Annotated in this window: 13 protein-coding genes; 5 read left to right on the top strand and 8 right to left on the bottom strand. The window is 69.4% G+C overall.

What is annotated here, in order from left to right; genetic code table 11:
• Nucleotides 1-72: 72 nt before the first annotated feature.
• From GKO32_RS24355 to GKO32_RS24345, 3 genes are read right to left on the bottom strand one after another with little or no spacing between them, the layout of a single operon-like run.
• The gene (locus tag GKO32_RS24355) at nt 73-846 is read right to left on the bottom strand and encodes a WbqC family protein (RefSeq protein WP_154759224.1); all 774 of its coding nucleotides are present in this window, start codon (nt 844-846) and stop codon (nt 73-75) included.
• Nucleotides 803-1456: a YdcF family protein gene (locus GKO32_RS24350; RefSeq protein ID WP_154759223.1), complete on the bottom strand. Its 654-nt coding sequence runs from the start codon at nt 1454-1456 to the stop codon at nt 803-805. The genes GKO32_RS24355 and GKO32_RS24350 overlap by 44 nt, the downstream gene beginning before the upstream one ends.
• A gap of 18 nt (nt 1457-1474) precedes the next feature.
• On the bottom strand, nt 1475-2569 hold the full coding sequence (locus tag GKO32_RS24345) for a helix-turn-helix domain-containing protein (protein ID WP_312868462.1): 1095 nt from the start codon (nt 2567-2569) through the stop codon (nt 1475-1477).
• Nucleotides 2570-2819: 250 nt separating this feature from the next.
• Between GKO32_RS24345 and GKO32_RS24340 the strand changes: the two genes are divergently transcribed.
• From GKO32_RS24340 to GKO32_RS24330, 3 genes are all read left to right on the top strand, one after another.
• Nucleotides 2820-3437, top strand: a complete 618-nt coding sequence (locus tag GKO32_RS24340) for a TetR/AcrR family transcriptional regulator (protein ID WP_312868461.1) — start codon at nt 2820-2822, stop codon at nt 3435-3437.
• Complete coding sequence (gene mmuM / locus GKO32_RS24335) at nt 3434-4273, top strand: homocysteine S-methyltransferase (RefSeq protein ID WP_154759221.1); 840 nt, start codon at nt 3434-3436, stop codon at nt 4271-4273. The genes GKO32_RS24340 and mmuM overlap by 4 nt, the downstream gene beginning before the upstream one ends.
• Nucleotides 4274-4464: 191 nt before the next feature.
• Entirely contained in the window at nt 4465-5271 is an 807-nt protein-coding gene (locus tag GKO32_RS24330; RefSeq protein WP_312868460.1) for an SAM-dependent methyltransferase, read from the top strand.
• On the opposite strand, the gene GKO32_RS24325 is transcribed toward GKO32_RS24330, so the two are convergent.
• Genes GKO32_RS24325 through GKO32_RS24315 form a run of 3 tightly spaced genes read right to left on the bottom strand, consistent with a single transcriptional unit; the run spans nt 5268 to nt 8952 of the window.
• Nucleotides 5268-6170, bottom strand: a complete 903-nt coding sequence (locus GKO32_RS24325) for a UbiA family prenyltransferase (RefSeq protein WP_154759220.1) — start codon at nt 6168-6170, stop codon at nt 5268-5270. The two genes, GKO32_RS24330 and GKO32_RS24325, sit on opposite strands and share 4 nt — an antisense overlap.
• Complete coding sequence (locus GKO32_RS24320; RefSeq protein WP_154759219.1) at nt 6170-7387, bottom strand: cytochrome P450; 1218 nt, start codon at nt 7385-7387, stop codon at nt 6170-6172. The genes GKO32_RS24325 and GKO32_RS24320 overlap by 1 nt, the downstream gene beginning before the upstream one ends.
• Nucleotides 7387-8952, bottom strand: coding sequence for a prenyltransferase/squalene oxidase repeat-containing protein (locus GKO32_RS24315; protein ID WP_154759218.1), 1566 nt, complete (start codon nt 8950-8952; stop codon nt 7387-7389). The genes GKO32_RS24320 and GKO32_RS24315 overlap by 1 nt, the downstream gene beginning before the upstream one ends.
• 246 nt (nt 8953-9198) lie before the next feature.
• On the opposite strand from GKO32_RS24315, the gene GKO32_RS24310 reads away from it, so the two are divergent.
• Nucleotides 9199-10107: a proteasome assembly chaperone family protein gene (locus tag GKO32_RS24310; RefSeq protein ID WP_312868459.1), complete on the top strand. Its 909-nt coding sequence runs from the start codon at nt 9199-9201 to the stop codon at nt 10105-10107.
• A gap of 3 nt (nt 10108-10110) precedes the next feature.
• Here GKO32_RS24310 and GKO32_RS24305 read toward each other — a convergent pair whose 3' ends face one another.
• Nucleotides 10111-11196, bottom strand: a complete 1086-nt coding sequence (locus GKO32_RS24305) for a glycoside hydrolase family 3 N-terminal domain-containing protein (RefSeq protein WP_154759216.1) — start codon at nt 11194-11196, stop codon at nt 10111-10113.
• A gap of 27 nt (nt 11197-11223) precedes the next feature.
• Nucleotides 11224-12588 carry a carboxylesterase/lipase family protein gene (locus GKO32_RS24300; protein WP_154759249.1) on the bottom strand — a complete coding sequence of 455 codons (1365 nt, stop codon included), beginning with the start codon at nt 12586-12588 and terminating at the stop codon, nt 11224-11226.
• A gap of 396 nt (nt 12589-12984) precedes the next feature.
• Between GKO32_RS24300 and hmgA the strand changes: the two genes are divergently transcribed.
• Nucleotides 12985-14295 carry a homogentisate 1,2-dioxygenase gene (gene hmgA, locus GKO32_RS24295; protein WP_154759215.1) on the top strand — a complete coding sequence of 437 codons (1311 nt, stop codon included), beginning with the start codon at nt 12985-12987 and terminating at the stop codon, nt 14293-14295.
• The last annotated feature ends 1 nt before the right edge of the window (nt 14296 follow it).

The raw sequence follows: 14296 nt of genomic DNA, 5'->3' as shown, positions 1-14296 counted from the left end.
CCACGGTGTTTCCCATCTCCGGGTAAACCAGCAAGATTCTTGCCCTGGGACGGGTTCGCGACCCGGCCGGCCTCACACGGGGACGGCCGCGCCGATCTGCTCCCGTACCGCGTCCGGGCCGAGCGCGGCGAAGGCCCACAGCGCGCTGAGCGTGCGCATGCCGTCCCGGCCGGCGAGCTCGGGCGCCGGCGGGTAACGGACAGTGAGCCCGCGGGCGGTGAAAGCGCTTTCTTGCAGATAACGCGCCCCGCCGCGGCCGCACAGGTAGGTGTCCGCGCCGACGGCGAGGGTCAGGTCCGCCAGCCGCGCCGAGCGCTCGTCGCTCGCCGGCAGTTCGCTGCTGCGCACGACTTCGCCCCGCCAGCCGAGCTGAGCCAGCAGCGCGCGCGTGGAGACTTCGGCAACCTCCGCGAGATGGTCGCTCAGCTCCAGCGCGGCGAGAACTTCGTCGACCGCGTCGCGGGTGCGCGCCCAGTGCGGGGCCCGGCGGTAGTACTGGTGCACGAGCTGCCCGACGCGCCGCCTGCTCAGGTCCGGGTCGGCCAGCAGCAGCTCCCGGATGCGGCTGTCGCGCCCGCGGGGGCGGTGCACCGGAACCGTCAGCCAGCGCTGGGCGGCCGGGTCGGGCAGCGGGGCGAGGCGGGCGCGGTGCTGGTAGTCGCGAGCGTTGAACTGGACATCGTCCAGGACGACCCACACCTCGGCCTGAAATATTTTTGCGATGGTGGTCAGACGGGGAAAGAAATTCGGTTGATGGACTGCGCAGGGTCTCGGGTCGGTCACGGCCACGAGCCGTATTCGATCACAGCATGCGGCTCGAGAACCCAGCGGCCACCAGTCGCTCATACGCGGCTAACACGAATGGTGGAACGTACTGGGAAATCGCGTAACCCTGACCGGGATACTCGATGACCCGTTGCAGATCACCGATCATCATGTCGATCAGCTCCGTGCCGTGGTCACGATCCTTCCGGTACTCCACGAGCGAGAGCGGTACCGACGCGCACACCGGTTCGACCTCGGGCCACACCTTCCGCGTCGTGGCGTACGCCCGGCGCTCCATGTACGGCATGGACACCAGCATCACCGATGCCGCGGGAACCCCGGCCCCGCAGAGGATTTCGCGGGAAAGCATGATGTTCTCGCCGGTGTTCGCCGCCTTCGGCTCGACGAGGATCGCCGCCTCCGGCACCCCGAGTTCCAGCGCCCGCTCGCGGTAGTGCACCCCTTCGCCGCGCGGGAACATCTCGAAGGTCTCGCGGCTGTTCGCCCCGCTGAACACCATCACCGGAAAAAGTCCACGGTGGAACAATTCTGCCGCGTAGGCGGCGACGCTCAGATCATGACAACCGAGCACAATGGCGGCGTCGCATTTCTTCGGACGGTGATTCAGCCGGTGATAGCACCAGATGATCTCGGCGTCCGTCCAGGTGTGGTCGATCACGTTCTTCTGCATTCGAGTCGCGACCGATTCTCACGCCTGCCGCTCGAAAGCACGGCGAATTCCGTCGATGCTCTGCAATTGATGCAGCAACCCGAACCTGGTGGAAATGCGGGCACAGCGATCGAGAATGGTCAGCCCGCCCGCCGCGGTCGCCCGGTCCGACAGCAGGATGTGCGCGTGCGCGGTGTCCAGGCGCACCCGCTGCAACGGGGTGTCGTTGACCCGGTGCGTCAGCGCCACGTCGATCGCCTTGCCCGCCGCGTTGAGATCCCCGGCCCCGCGGTGCGCGAGCGCCAGTTTCTGGTGCGCGATGGACCAGTCCTCTGGCTCCTCCATCGTTTCGAAATCGTGGATCGCGGGCACGATGTGCCGGGTCGCCGATTCGTTGAGCCCGCGTTTGCTCAATGCCGTCCCGATCCACAGGCGCGCCCGGGTGCGGTCGTGCGCGGACAGGCGCTCATCGGCGGTGAGTGATTCGTAGCGCCGCGCCGCGGTTTCCAGGCGGCCGGCCATTTCCTCGAGTACGACGAGTTTCAACTCGATCTGCGCGACCCGCCGCGGCGTGCCGAGTTCGGTGAACACCTGTAGCGCCTTGCGATAGGTGTGTTCGGCCGACGCCGGGCCGGAAATGACGCCCTGATCTTGCAGTACCTCGCCGAGCAGGCGCAGCGAACGGCCGTAGAGGTGCATGCCACGGGTGTCGTTGCTGTTGGGGTGATAGCGGCGCAGCCACCGGTCCAGCCACGTGCGGGCGAGCGAGAATTCCTGACGGCCCAAGCAGGCCATGGTGCGGTCGAGATCGTCGGCCCACGCCTCGTAGTCGTACCCGGCCACCGGCTGCGCGGCCCGCCCGTCCCCGTCGGGCCGCGTCACCAGCACATCGAACCGGTGGCGCGCTTCGGGATCGGCGCGCGAGAGCGCGGTGTCGAGGATGGCCTGCGTGTCGGGGCGCGGCACCGTGGACACGCCACCGGATTCCCATTTGGCGACCGTTCTGGCCGCCACCCCGAGATAGGACGCGAATGCCCGGACCGAAAGCCGCATCGCATGCCTGAGCAGCCGCGCCTCGCGTCCACTCCAGTGGTGCGCCGTCGCGGCGACCTGACAGGCGTCCCCGGAAGCCACTCGATGAGGTTAACCGGCCGCGGGCACACCAAGTACAGCGAAAGTGCAACACCGGTACGTATGCGCTGGTAATTCCTTCGTTCAGCCTAGAGGCAGGCACTCGTCGCCGGGATGAATCCTTGTCCCGGGCCGATCCCCGGCGCCGAGTGCCGCTTCACCCTCCCCGCACCGGGCTCCACAGTGGCCGGTGCGGCACGATTGCGCCGATTCCGCGCGGCGGCAAGGTTTTTCCACCATTACCATGGCGAAGGTGAGGTCTCCCACGACGGCGGTTCCGGTGCGTAACGCCTTCCGCGAGCAGCAGTGGCAGGAGGCACATGAGCGCTATCTCGTCTGTGCGCGCACAGTTTTCGAGCGGCTGGGCTATCACGGCGCGACGGTCGCGGACATCGTGGTCGCGGCCAACGGCAGCCGCGCGACGTTCTACGCGCATTTCCGGGACAAGGCCGATATCGCGGCGTGCCTGTTCGAGCGGACGCTGCCGTCGGGCACCGCGATGTACCACAGGGTCGTGGAATTCCCTGAGCTGAACCGGGAAATCGTGCGTGCCTGGCTGGACGAGCAGGTGCTGGGATTCTGGTCGCGGCACCGGGTCGAGGTCGAGGCGGTCAACCACGCGATGGCTGCGGACCCGGCCGTCGCGGCGCGGCACTACCAGTGGATCGTCGACGCGGTCCGGCTCGCGGGCTGGCCCGGCACCGGCGTGCCGACCGGGCTGACCCGCGCGTCGCTGCTGGTCCTGCAGCTCGAACGGTTGTGCTACCACTGGCTTGTGCGCGGGGTCGAACATGATCGCGACCAACTGCTGGACATCCTGGCCGATCTGTGGTTTCGCGAACTGACGGTACTGGGCGAAGATCGGCCATGATCGTGCTGGACGGCGGGCTGGCGACCGAGCTCGAAGCCCGTGGCCATGATCTCTCCGATGCGCTGTGGTCGGCCCGGTTGCTTGCCGACGATCCACTTGCGATCGTCGCGGCGCACGAGGCGTTCTTCCGTGCCGGCGCGAAGGTCGCGACGACGGCGAGTTACCAGGCCAGCTTCGCGGGCTTCGCCGCACGCGGGTTCACGATGCGCGAAGCGGGCGCCTTGCTGCGCAGAAGTGTCGATCTGGCAAGGAAAGCGGCGTCCGAGGCCGGCGGCGAGCGATGGGTGGCCGCGTCGGTCGGGCCCTACGGCGCGACGCTCGCGGACGGCTCGGAGTACCGCGGACGATACGGGCTGAGCGTCGCGGAACTGACCGCGTTCCACCGGCCGCGGGCCGAGGCGCTCGCCGAAGCCGGGCCGGACGTGTTCGCGCTGGAGACGGTGCCGGACGTCGACGAGGCGGTCGCGCTGCTCGCCGCGGTCGAGGGGCTCGGGGTGCCGGCCTGGTTGTCGTTCACGATCGACGGCGAGTACACGCGCGCCGGGCAGCCGCTGGCGGAGGCGTTCGCGGTGGCCGCGGGCCGGGACGACGTGCTCGCCGTCGGCGTCAACTGCTGCGAACCGGACGACGCCGCGCGGGCCATCTCGCTCGCGCGCGAGGTCAGCGGCAAGCCGGTGATCGCGTATCCGAACAGTGGCGAAACCTGGGACCCCGTGGCACGGCGTTGGGCCGGCCGGGTCACGTTCACGCCCGGACGGGTGGCCGGAGCCGATCTTGCCGGTGGCTGCTGCCGGGTCGGCCCGGCGGCCATTACCACCCTCGCGGCACTCGTGTGAGTGAACTCGCTGGTCACTGACCGTCAGCCGTTCCCCTCGGTTGGCGAGTCTCTTTCCCTCGTCAGGTCGGTTGATGAAGTCCGCGGTACTGAACGCACCATGCCGCGGTATGCCGCAGTAGAATCGCTCACCTTGGTGACCGAAGATCGGTTGCCGATCGGTGGAGGGCAGCCCAGGGAGGCGTACCGGACGTGGCATCGCCTATGCAGGTTCCGTCGGTGGAAGGAGCGGTCGCCCCCGGCACCATCGCCAGGGTGCGGGACGCTTGGCTGGACGGCAGTCACCACACCTCGGCGCACGTGGAGATCGGTGAGCACATCCTGGTCTGCGCGCCGCACCTGCCGTTCCTGGTGCGCGCGCAGCGGCTGTTGCTGGCCCGGATGGTCCGCTACCTGGCCAAGCAGGGCATCACCCAGTTCCTCGACCTGGGTTCGGGTGTTCCGGCCGATGGTCAGGTGCATCAGATCGCTCAGCAGGTCAACCCGGACGCCAAGGTCGTCTACGTCGACATTGATGCCAGCCTCGCCGGTGAGGCGCGGGCGCTGCTCGCCGGAGAGCCGAACACCGCCTATCTGGAGGCCGATATCCGGCGTCCCTCGGACGTGCTCGACGCGCCCGAGACGCGGAATCTGCTTGATCTGCGGAAGCCGGTCGCGGTGCTGTTGATCGAGACGTTGCTGCATCTGCCCGACAGCGATGACCCGGAGGGGGTCGTCGGCTCTTATGTCGCGGCGCTGGCGCCGGGTAGTTACCTCGGGATCTCGCATTTCAGCCCGAACGAGGACCTGGAGAAGGGGCTGAACATTTTCAGCCGGATGTTCGGTGCGCCGCCGGCGGTGACGTTGCGCTCGCCGGAGCAGCAGGCCCGCTTCTTCACCGGCCTGGAGATGGTCGAGCCGGGTCTGGTGCCGGTGCCGTTGTGGCGCCCGGACACCGAGCCCATCGACCGCAACCCGCACCTGGCCGAGGTCTACGCCGGGCTCGCCCGCAAGCACTAGCCGGCCAGGGCGATCACCGCCAGCAGGACGTCCCCGCATGCGATGAGGGGCATCGCCCGGCGCAGCATGCGCCGGGCGGTCCCCGGATGCCGGCGGGTGCGCAGCACGTCGGCCAGGAACAGCGCGTACGCCGCGATCCCGGCCACCGCCAAGGCCGGACCGAATCGCCACACCAGCCCCCAGGCCAGCAACACCAGACCGGCCACCAGCAGCAGGCACGATCGCACGACCGTGCCCCGCAGGCCGTAGCGGGCAACCGGGGTCTGCTGCCCCGCGGCCAGGTCGGCGGCGCGGTCGGGCAGCGACCACCAGGCGGTGCGGCCGATCGCCATGACGCCGAGCCCGGCGAAGGCGAGCCGGATTGGCGCGGGCACGTTCGCGGCCACCGCGAAGTAGGTGAGCAGGGCGGGACCGGTGGTCGCCCCGATGCCGAACACCGCCGCGCCGGTCATGCCGTGGCGTTTCAGGCGGACCGGCTCGACGTTGTAGAGCAGGTGCAGGACCACGATGCCGGCCGCGGTCAGTGTGATCTGGGGCCGGCCGAGTACGACCGAAACCGTGCCCGCGATGAGGAGGCCGGCCACCATTTCCGCGACTGACGCCACGACGAGACCGTTTCCGCCGAAATGTTTCGCCGCCGTCGCGAGTGTGTTTTTTTCGCGGTGACGGCTGTCCAATTCCCTGTCGAGTGCGACATTGAGTGCGAGCGGGCCCAGAATCAGCAGGATATTCGCCACGATGACGGTCAGCACCGGCCAGGACGCCAGTTGTTCCGGCGCGCCGACCGCGAAGCAGGCGCCCCACAGTGCCACGCCGAGATAGCTGACCGGCAGCGGGAACTGCAGCCGGTGCACCAGCACCACGTCGCGCCACACGCGGTGAGCCCGCGTTTCGAGCATCAGTTGAGCACCTCCACGCGCAGCCTGTTCGACGGCGCCATCGCGTGCCCGCGCAACGCCGGTTTCCCGGCCCGCGGGTTGACCACCCGCAAGGTCCGCCGCCGCACCAGGGCGGCCGTGATCATCCGGATCTCCAGCTGCCCCAGCTGGCTGCCGAGGCAGTACCGCGTCCCGCCGCCGAAGGGCAGGTAACCGTCCGGAGTTCCCTTGCGGTCGAGGAACCGGCCGGGGTCGAACCGGTGTGGCCGTGGGAAAAGACCGGACCGGTGATGCGCGAGGTAGATCGCCGGGGTCACCACCGTGCCGGCCGGGCAGCGATGCCCGAGCAGCTCGGTTTCCTCGGTGAGCAGCCGGTTTCCGGCGACCTCGACGGGTGGGGAAAGTCGCAGCACCTCCTGGATCACCGCCTGCAGCAACGGAACCCGGCCCGGATCGCTCGCGTTGCCTCCGGTGTCCAATTCGGACAGTACGTCCTGGCGCAGCCGCGGGCGCCTGGTCAGCTGGTACAGCGTCCACGCCGTCGCCGAAGCCGTCGTCTCGTGTCCCGCGAACAGCAGCGACACGATCTGGTCGCGCAGCTCCCCGTCATCGATCCGGCCGATCGGGTTGCCCGGCGCCAGCATCAGCGCGACCAGGCTGTGTGCGTCCGAAGTGGACTTCGCGACCCGGACGAGTGCGCTGTCCAGGTGCTCGCCGGACCCGGGCAGCTTGCCACGCAACAGGCGGTAGGCGAGGGTGCGCCGGCGTGAGCCCAGCGCGCGGTCGATCCACTGGGTGAAGGCGGTCAGCGCGGTTTCGTCCGCGCCGCCGAGGACGATCCGCGAGACGATGTTCAGCGCGACCTGACGGGTCCAGTCCGCGAGCACGAAAGTCTTGCCCGGCACCAGTTTCTCCACCGCGTCACCGGTGACCTCGGTGATCATGTCGTGGTAGTGCGCGAGATGGCGCCCCCGCAACGGCGTGCCGAGCACCCGTCGGTACGCGGCGTGCCGGTCGCCGTCGGCCCACAGCAGGGATTTCGGCCCCAGCAGTGGGTTCAGCGACCGGCTGCCAGGATGGCGGAGCCGCTTGTCGTCGCGGAAGATCCGGTCCAGCGCTTCGGGTTCCCACACCAGCAACCGGCCCGGCCGGACCGGCAGGATCCCGGCAGGCAGATCGGCATGGGCGTCGAGAAAAGGCAGGGTGCGGAACGCGAGTTCGAACTCCGTCCGGTTCATCAAGCCGTCCGTTCCGTCCGCTCGCCGCGCCGCCGCGCGAGGCGGGCGGCGACGCGAGGATGGGTACCGGCCACATGCAGCGCCGCGAGCGTTTCGGCGTGGATGATGCGCGACGGTGTGTAGAGATCCTTGTCGTGCCACAAGGGTGGGCACGGCCCGCCCGTGTTTTCCAGCAGGTACGCGCATCCGTCCGCCGCCGCCCGCTCGATCGCCGGATCGACCAGGTCCGCGTCGGCGCGCACCAGGATCTGCACGGCATACGCGGTTTCCTCGTGGGTGCCCTCCCAGAACCCCCAGGAACCGTTGTCGTGCTGGGTTTCGAGCGCCCAGCGCACCGATTTCCGTGTCACCGCAACACTTTCCTCGCGGCCGGCGAGGGCGACGACACAGGCCTGAGTCGCGTAGTACGGCGACGCGTGCCACTTGTCGGTCCAGCTGCCGTCGGCCTGCTGGCGGTCACCCAGCCACCGCGCGAGGCCGGTCATGGTGGCGGCGATGCGGCTGTCCCCGGGTGGGTAGGCCGCAAGTGCCTGCAGGACATGGGCATTCGTGCTGACCGACGAAGTGCGCTCGTCCGGATAGGTGGCGAAATGCTCGCCCACCTGGTACTCCCACAAGCAATCCAGCGGGTACGGCATCCCGAGGTTTGCCAGCGCGTGCAGCGCCGTCGCGGTGTCGTCCGCGTCGGGCGGCAGGCCGGCGCCACCGGGCGCGCCGGACGCACCGAAGGCCGCCCGCAGTCCCGCGGTGAGTTCCGGCGGGACCGTGACGGGCAGTCCCACGTCGGTCAGGGTGGTCAGCACCCAGGCACGCTCGAACACGTCCAGCGGCGCGGCGACGGGCACCGGGCCACCGTGGCGGGCCTGCAGGTGTTCCAGGTAGCGCACTCCGGGATGCGGATTTCCTTGTGCCGCCTCGGTTCCGAACCAGGCGGCGGTCGCGGCGGGGGAGCAGCCCACCCCGAAACGCCCGGCGTGCACGAACGACGCGCCCCGCGCCACCGGGCCCAGCATTTCCAGTGAATGCCAGAGCTTGTCCGGCAGCGCCGCGCCACGCTCGACCGCTTCGCGCAACCGCACCAGGAGCTCCGGCCGCGCCCCGGGCGGAACGGGCAGCCGTGGCCCGTGCCGCCAGAACTCCAGTCCCGGCAAGGGATTCGCCTCGAGCCCGGCGAGCCGGGTGTTGAGCGTGATCACCAGGTACGGCACCAGAATCTCGATCGCGACCGTGTCGGGCAACGCGATGTCCCGCTCCAGCATGCCGGACAACGCCAGCAGTCCACGGTGAACCGCTCGTACCGCTTGCGGATCCGCCGTGCGGGTCAGTTCGGCGAACAGTGCGTCGGTCGCCGACAGTGTGGGCAGCAAGGCATACGCCCCTGGTCCGCCCCACTCTCCACTCGTTTTCTGCTCACCGAGAAGGAAGCGAATTCTGCCTGCGTGCCCGGCCAGCCGGGGCGCCAATGCGACGACCCTCGCGGTTTCGTACAACGACGGGGAGAAATCCCCGAAGGAATCGGTTGCCATCGCGGCGAGAAGCCGCTGTGCCTCGTCGGCCAGATTCATTCCGCATCCCCCATAAAATTGCGGCGGCGCAGGTGTGCGGGACCCGCCGCGGACTCGCGGCTGCTGTGACAGGGAGAAATCCAACGTAGCATCGCAAGCTGCCAACAAGGCCGGGTTTCGTCCTACTGGCCGATCGTTTTGCTACGGAAGAGGGGTTGCGACCCGGCTGCCCGCTGCGGGATGAATCCACGGTGCCAGTACGTTCATCCACTAGAAGGAAGGCCAAACGCGACCCAGGAGGCTAAGGTGTTCGATCCCGAGGAGCTCTACGAGGTGGACTCGGAGCTTCCCGAGCTCAGTGGCGCGGTGCTGCTGCACCAGCTCGACGGGTTCGTGGACGCCGGGATGGCCGCCAAGACCGTCACCGAGCACCTCGAGTCCCGCCTGGAGCACACCGTCGTCGCCCGGTTCGACGTGGACCGGCTCGTCGACTACCGGGCCCGTCGCCCCATGATGACCTTCGACGTGGACCACTGGTCGGACTACGAGGCCCCGGAGCTGGTGGTGCGCCTGTTCCACGACGAGGCGGGCACGCCGTTCCTGCTGCTCACCGGGCCGGAGCCGGACCGCGAGTGGGAGCGTTACGCCGCCGCGGTGCGCAGCCTCGTCGAGCGGTGGCAGCTGCGGATGGTGGTCAGCGCCTACGGGATCCCGATGGGTGCCCCGCACACGCGGCCGCTGGGGGTGACGGCGCACGCCAGCCGGGCGGAGCTGATCGGGGACTACCAGTCGGTGTTCAACCGGGTCCAGGTGCCCGGCAGCGCCGTGTCTTTGACGGAATTGCGGCTCGCCGAGGCAGGCCACGACGCGGTGGGTTTCGCCGCGCACGTGCCGCACTACCTGGCACAGTCGCGGTATCCGGCCGCCGGGGTGACGCTGCTGGGCTCGATCTCCCGGATGACGGGCCTGTCCATCCCGGACGAGGCGCTCGTGGAGTCGGCGCGCCGCACCGACAGCGAGATCGCGCGCCAGGTCGCGGAGTCCGACGAGGTCGCCGAGGTGGTGGCCGCGCTCGAACGACAGTACGACGCGTTCGTCGACGCCAAGGACAAGGAGAACCTGCTCGCCGGCGACGTCACCCAGATGCCGACGGCGGAGGAACTGGGCGCCGAGTTCGAGCGGTTCCTCGCCGAGCAACAGGAGCGGGGCGAGTAGCGGTCACAGCGAAGCGCGCAGTGCCGAGACCCGGTTGACGGCGGCGGTGAAGTCGGCCGGGTTCAGCCGGCCGGACTGAACCGCGGTGGCCAGTGCGTCCCCGGCTTCGTCGCCCTGGGCCACATCGCGGGCCGAGCACAGGATGAGGTCCATACCGGCCGCGGCGGCGGACACGGCGCGCTCACTCGTGGTGCCTTGCAGCGCGCCGGCTTCGAGGGCGTCGGTGATCGTCACCCCCGCGAACCTGAGCCGCTCGCGCAGTTCGTTGCGCACCACCGCGGAGGACAACCCCGCCGGATGGTCCGCGTCGAGCGCCGGATAGGTCGCCCACGAGACCATGACGAGTTTCACCCCGGCGGAAAACGCCGCCGGGTAGGGCGCTTCGTCGACGTCGCGCAGCGTCGGCAGCGGCACGTCGAGGGTCACCGGTGCGGTGTCGGTGTTCTGGTCCCTGGCGGCCGCGCCGATACCGGGGAAGTGCTTGGCCGTCGCCGCGACTCCGGCCTGCTGCTGTGCTTCGATGAACGCCTTGCCCAGTTGCGCGGCCACCGCCGGATCACTGCTGTACGAACGGCCGAAGCGGTCCATGAAGTCGCCGGCCGTGCGGTACACGTCCAGCACCGGCGCGAGGTTGACGTTCATGCCGACGCCGGCGAGATTCCGGCCCGCGCCGGTGCCCGCCTGGGTCGCCGCCGCGACGGGATCGGCCGCCTGGCCGACCTGTTTCTCCGACAGCACCGGCTCACCGGGCAGCCGCCGCACCTGGCCGCCCTCCTGGTCGGTCATCAGCAACAACGGCGCCTTCACCGGGCTCGCCGCGTTGGCGTCCTGGAGCTGCCGGATCACGTTTGCGATCTGCGTGAGGTCGGAGATGTTCTCGCCGAAGAAGATCACGCCGGCGGCTTCGCCCGCGCGGATCCGGTCGAGCAGGCTCCGCGGCGGGGTCAGCCCGGAATAGGAGTAGATGACCCGCTGACCGGCTTGCTGACGGGGCGAAAGCCCTTGCGCGTGCGAGGTTCCGGCCTGCGCGAACACCGCCCCGAGCGCGATGGCGAGCACAACCTGTAGTACCCGGCCCGGAATTCGCATGAGCACCCCCCAGCGGATCGGCGCTCGTCACCCTACCCCGGCGGGATCGCCGGCGCGAGTTTGCCGGTCCGGACCAATTTCCGCCCACGTGTACCCGGGCGGGGCACCGGGCAGATGTCGTTGCCAGTCAAGGCAAGGAGCACCGGTCTTCGCGAAAGACAACCAGGCGGCACGCAGTTTCCGGCTTAGCTCGGCCATTTCCTCCCAGCCGGTCCCCGCGAGCATCGGCGCCGCCGCCCAGGATTCCCGGTCGCCCAGCAGGAACGGCAGCTCGATGCAGTGGCAGGCACCGAATCCCGAAGCCGGTGCGGACCAGTCGAACCGGTAGGTGAACACCCGGCCGCCCGCTGCGGCGAGCGCGTCGGCGAACCGGCGTGACGGCGCGTCGAACATCCAGCGGGTGATGGCGTTCTTCGCCGCCGCCATTCCCTTGCGGCCCAACGGGTTCGCCTCGATGAGCGGGATTCCCGGCTTGTCGTTGAGGAACGTGTTCATCTCGTCCTTCGTGGTGCCGATCAGGACATCCACGTCGCGAGCCCGGCGTACGGCGGCGGGCAGCCAGCCCGCGACCGTCGGCAGCGGCCCGGTTTCGGCGACCGGGCTGAACGGCGGTACCGAGTACAACCCGCCGGGACCGGCCGCGCGCACGATCGCCTTCTCTTGCGCGGCAAGGATTTCCGCGACGCTGGCGGTGCGCGGGTCGGTGCCCAGCGCGGCGGTGAACAGCCGCGCGACCCTGGCCGCGCGCGCCGGTTTCGCGATCTTCATCGCCATCGGCGCGCTCTGCAGGATCGCCCGGCGGAACAGCCCGTCCGCGCCGGGCATCGCCATCAGGCATGCGATGGAATGCGCGCCCGCCGACTGCCCGAACACCGTGACCTGGTCCGGGTCCCCGCCGAACGCGGCGATGTTGTCCCGCACCCAGCGCAGCGCCGCCAGCTGATCGAGCAGGCCGAGATTGCCCGGCGAAACCCCGGCGAGCTTGAGATAACCCAGTGCGCCGAGCCGGTAGTTGACGCCGACGACCACCACGTCGCCTTCGACCGCGAGCCGTTGCCCGTCGTAGATGTCCAGCGACCCGGCGCCGGTCACGTAGGCGCCACCCGGAATCCACACGAGCACCGGTCTTTTCCCGGCGGTGGCCGGGGTGACGATCGTGAGGTTCAGGCAGTCCTCGCCCTGCGCCGCTTCGGGTGGCACGCCCATCACCGCGCCGGGGCGGGCCCGTGGCTGCGGGCTCATCGGCCCGTGGCCGGTCGCGTCCCGCACCCCGGTCCACGGCTCGACGGGACGGGGCGGCGCGAACCGGCCGGCGCGGGCATAAGGGACGCCGCGGAACACGGTCAGCCCGGATGGCGTGGTCAGTCCGCGGAGCTCACCGCCACTGATCATCACCACGCCACCACTTTAATGATCCGACCGAAAGTAGGCGGATACGGTCGGCTGCCGATCTGCTCGGGGCAACCCGTTTCCGCCGTGGCTGCGGTCGGATCGTTAACGAACGGCGCAGTAATGATCCGACCGGAAGTAGGCGGATACGGTCGGCTGCCGACCTGCTCGGGGCAACCCGTTTCCGCCGTGGCTGCGGTCGGATCATTAACGAACGGCGCAGTAATGATCCGACCGGAAGTAGGCGGATACGGTCGGCTGCCGACCTGCTCGGGGCAACCCGTTTCCGCCGTGGCTGCGGTCGGATCATTAACGAACGGCGCAGTACTGATCCGACCGGATAGATCGCGCCGGGTTGACCGGGCTGGCACGCTGGGGAGGAGACGAGGGGAGTGCGCGATGACGGGCACGATCGAGACTCAGCTCGAGTACTCGGCGGGGTTCGGCAATGAACATCACAGCGAAGCCGTGCCGGGGGCCTTGCCGGTCGGGCGGAATTCGCCGCAGCGCGCGCCGCTCGGGCTCTACGCGGAGCAGCACAGCGCGACGGCGTTCACCGAACCGCGCGGGCACAACCGCCGCAGCTGGGTGTACCGGATCCGCCCATCCGCCGCGCATCCCCCGTTCCGGCCGTATGCCGCGGGCCTGCTGCGCAGCGCGCCGGTGCCGGCCGGGGTGGCCGACCCGAACCGGCTGCGCTGGAGCGCACCCGCACTGCCGGAGACGCCGACGGATTTCGTGGACGGCCTGTACACGGTGGGCGCCAACGGGAATGTGTTGCAGCGCAGCGGGATCGCGATTCACTGGTACCTCGCCACGAAGTCGATGGAGGACCGCTACTTCGTCGACGCGGACGGCGAACTGCTGCTCGTTCCGCAACTGGGCGGGTTGCTGCTGATCACCGAGTACGGCCGGGTGCGGGTCGAGCCGGGGGAGATCGCGGTGATCGGCCGCGGGGTGCGGTTCCGGGTCGTGCTGCTCGGCGCGCGGGCCCGCGGCTATGTCTGTGAGAACTACGGCCAGGCGTTCACCCTGCCCGAACTCGGGCCGATCGGCGCGAACGGCCTGGCCAACCCACGTGACTTCCAGTACCCGGTCGCGGCGTTCGAGGACCGCGAGGAGACGGTGCAGGTGGTGCAGAAGTTCGGCGGCGGGCTGTGGGCGGCGGACTACGACCATTCCCCGCTGGATGTCGTGGCGTGGCACGGAAACCACGCGGCGTACAAGTACGACACAGCGCGGTTCAACGTGATGGGCACGGTCAGTTTCGACCATCCCGACCCGTCGATCTACACGGTGCTGACGTCGCCGACCGATACGCCGGGACAGGCGGGAGCGGATTTCGTGATCTTCGCGCCGCGCTGGCTCGTCGGCGAGGACACGTTCCGCCCGCCCTGGTACCACCGCAACGTGATGAGCGAATTCATGGGGCTGGTCAAGGGGGTCTACGACGCGAAGGCCGAGGGTTTCGAACCGGGCGGGGCGAGCCTGCACAACATGTGGTCGGCGCACGGCCCGGACGCGGAGACCTTCGAGAAGGCGAGCGCACAGGACTTGGTGCCGCAGAAGGTCGAGGACACGCTGGCGTTCATGTTCGAGACGCGCTGGCCGCTGGTCACCACCGAATTCGCCCGCTCGGCCGCACACCTGCAGCCGGGTTACGACGACGTCTGGCGCGGCATCCGCCGCACCTTCACCGGCCAGGGATGAT

Source organism: Amycolatopsis pithecellobii (genome assembly GCF_009707865.1).
Taxonomy (GTDB): domain Bacteria; phylum Actinomycetota; class Actinomycetes; order Mycobacteriales; family Pseudonocardiaceae; genus Amycolatopsis_E; species Amycolatopsis_E pithecellobii.
The sequence above is the reverse complement of the archived record's forward strand: the minus strand, read 5'-3'. Positions and strand labels throughout refer to the sequence as shown.

Excerpts from the sequence above, each read along its gene's own strand:
- GKO32_RS24355 (WP_154759224.1), bottom strand. The coding sequence starts at position 846 with ATGAGCGACTGGTGGCCGCTGGGTTCTCGAGCCGCATGCTGTGATCGA.
- GKO32_RS24350 (WP_154759223.1), bottom strand. The coding sequence starts at position 1,456 with ATGCAGAAGAACGTGATCGACCACACCTGGACGGACGCCGAGATCATC.
- mmuM (WP_154759221.1), top strand. The coding sequence starts at position 3,434 with ATGATCGTGCTGGACGGCGGGCTGGCGACCGAGCTCGAAGCCCGTGGC.
- GKO32_RS24325 (WP_154759220.1), bottom strand. The coding sequence starts at position 6,170 with ATGCTCGAAACGCGGGCTCACCGCGTGTGGCGCGACGTGGTGCTGGTG.
- GKO32_RS24320 (WP_154759219.1), bottom strand. The coding sequence starts at position 7,387 with ATGAACCGGACGGAGTTCGAACTCGCGTTCCGCACCCTGCCTTTTCTC.
- GKO32_RS24315 (WP_154759218.1), bottom strand. The coding sequence starts at position 8,952 with ATGAATCTGGCCGACGAGGCACAGCGGCTTCTCGCCGCGATGGCAACC.
- GKO32_RS24305 (WP_154759216.1), bottom strand. The coding sequence starts at position 11,196 with ATGCGAATTCCGGGCCGGGTACTACAGGTTGTGCTCGCCATCGCGCTC.
- GKO32_RS24300 (WP_154759249.1), bottom strand. The coding sequence starts at position 12,588 with ATGATCAGTGGCGGTGAGCTCCGCGGACTGACCACGCCATCCGGGCTG.
- hmgA (WP_154759215.1), top strand. The coding sequence starts at position 12,985 with ATGACGGGCACGATCGAGACTCAGCTCGAGTACTCGGCGGGGTTCGGC.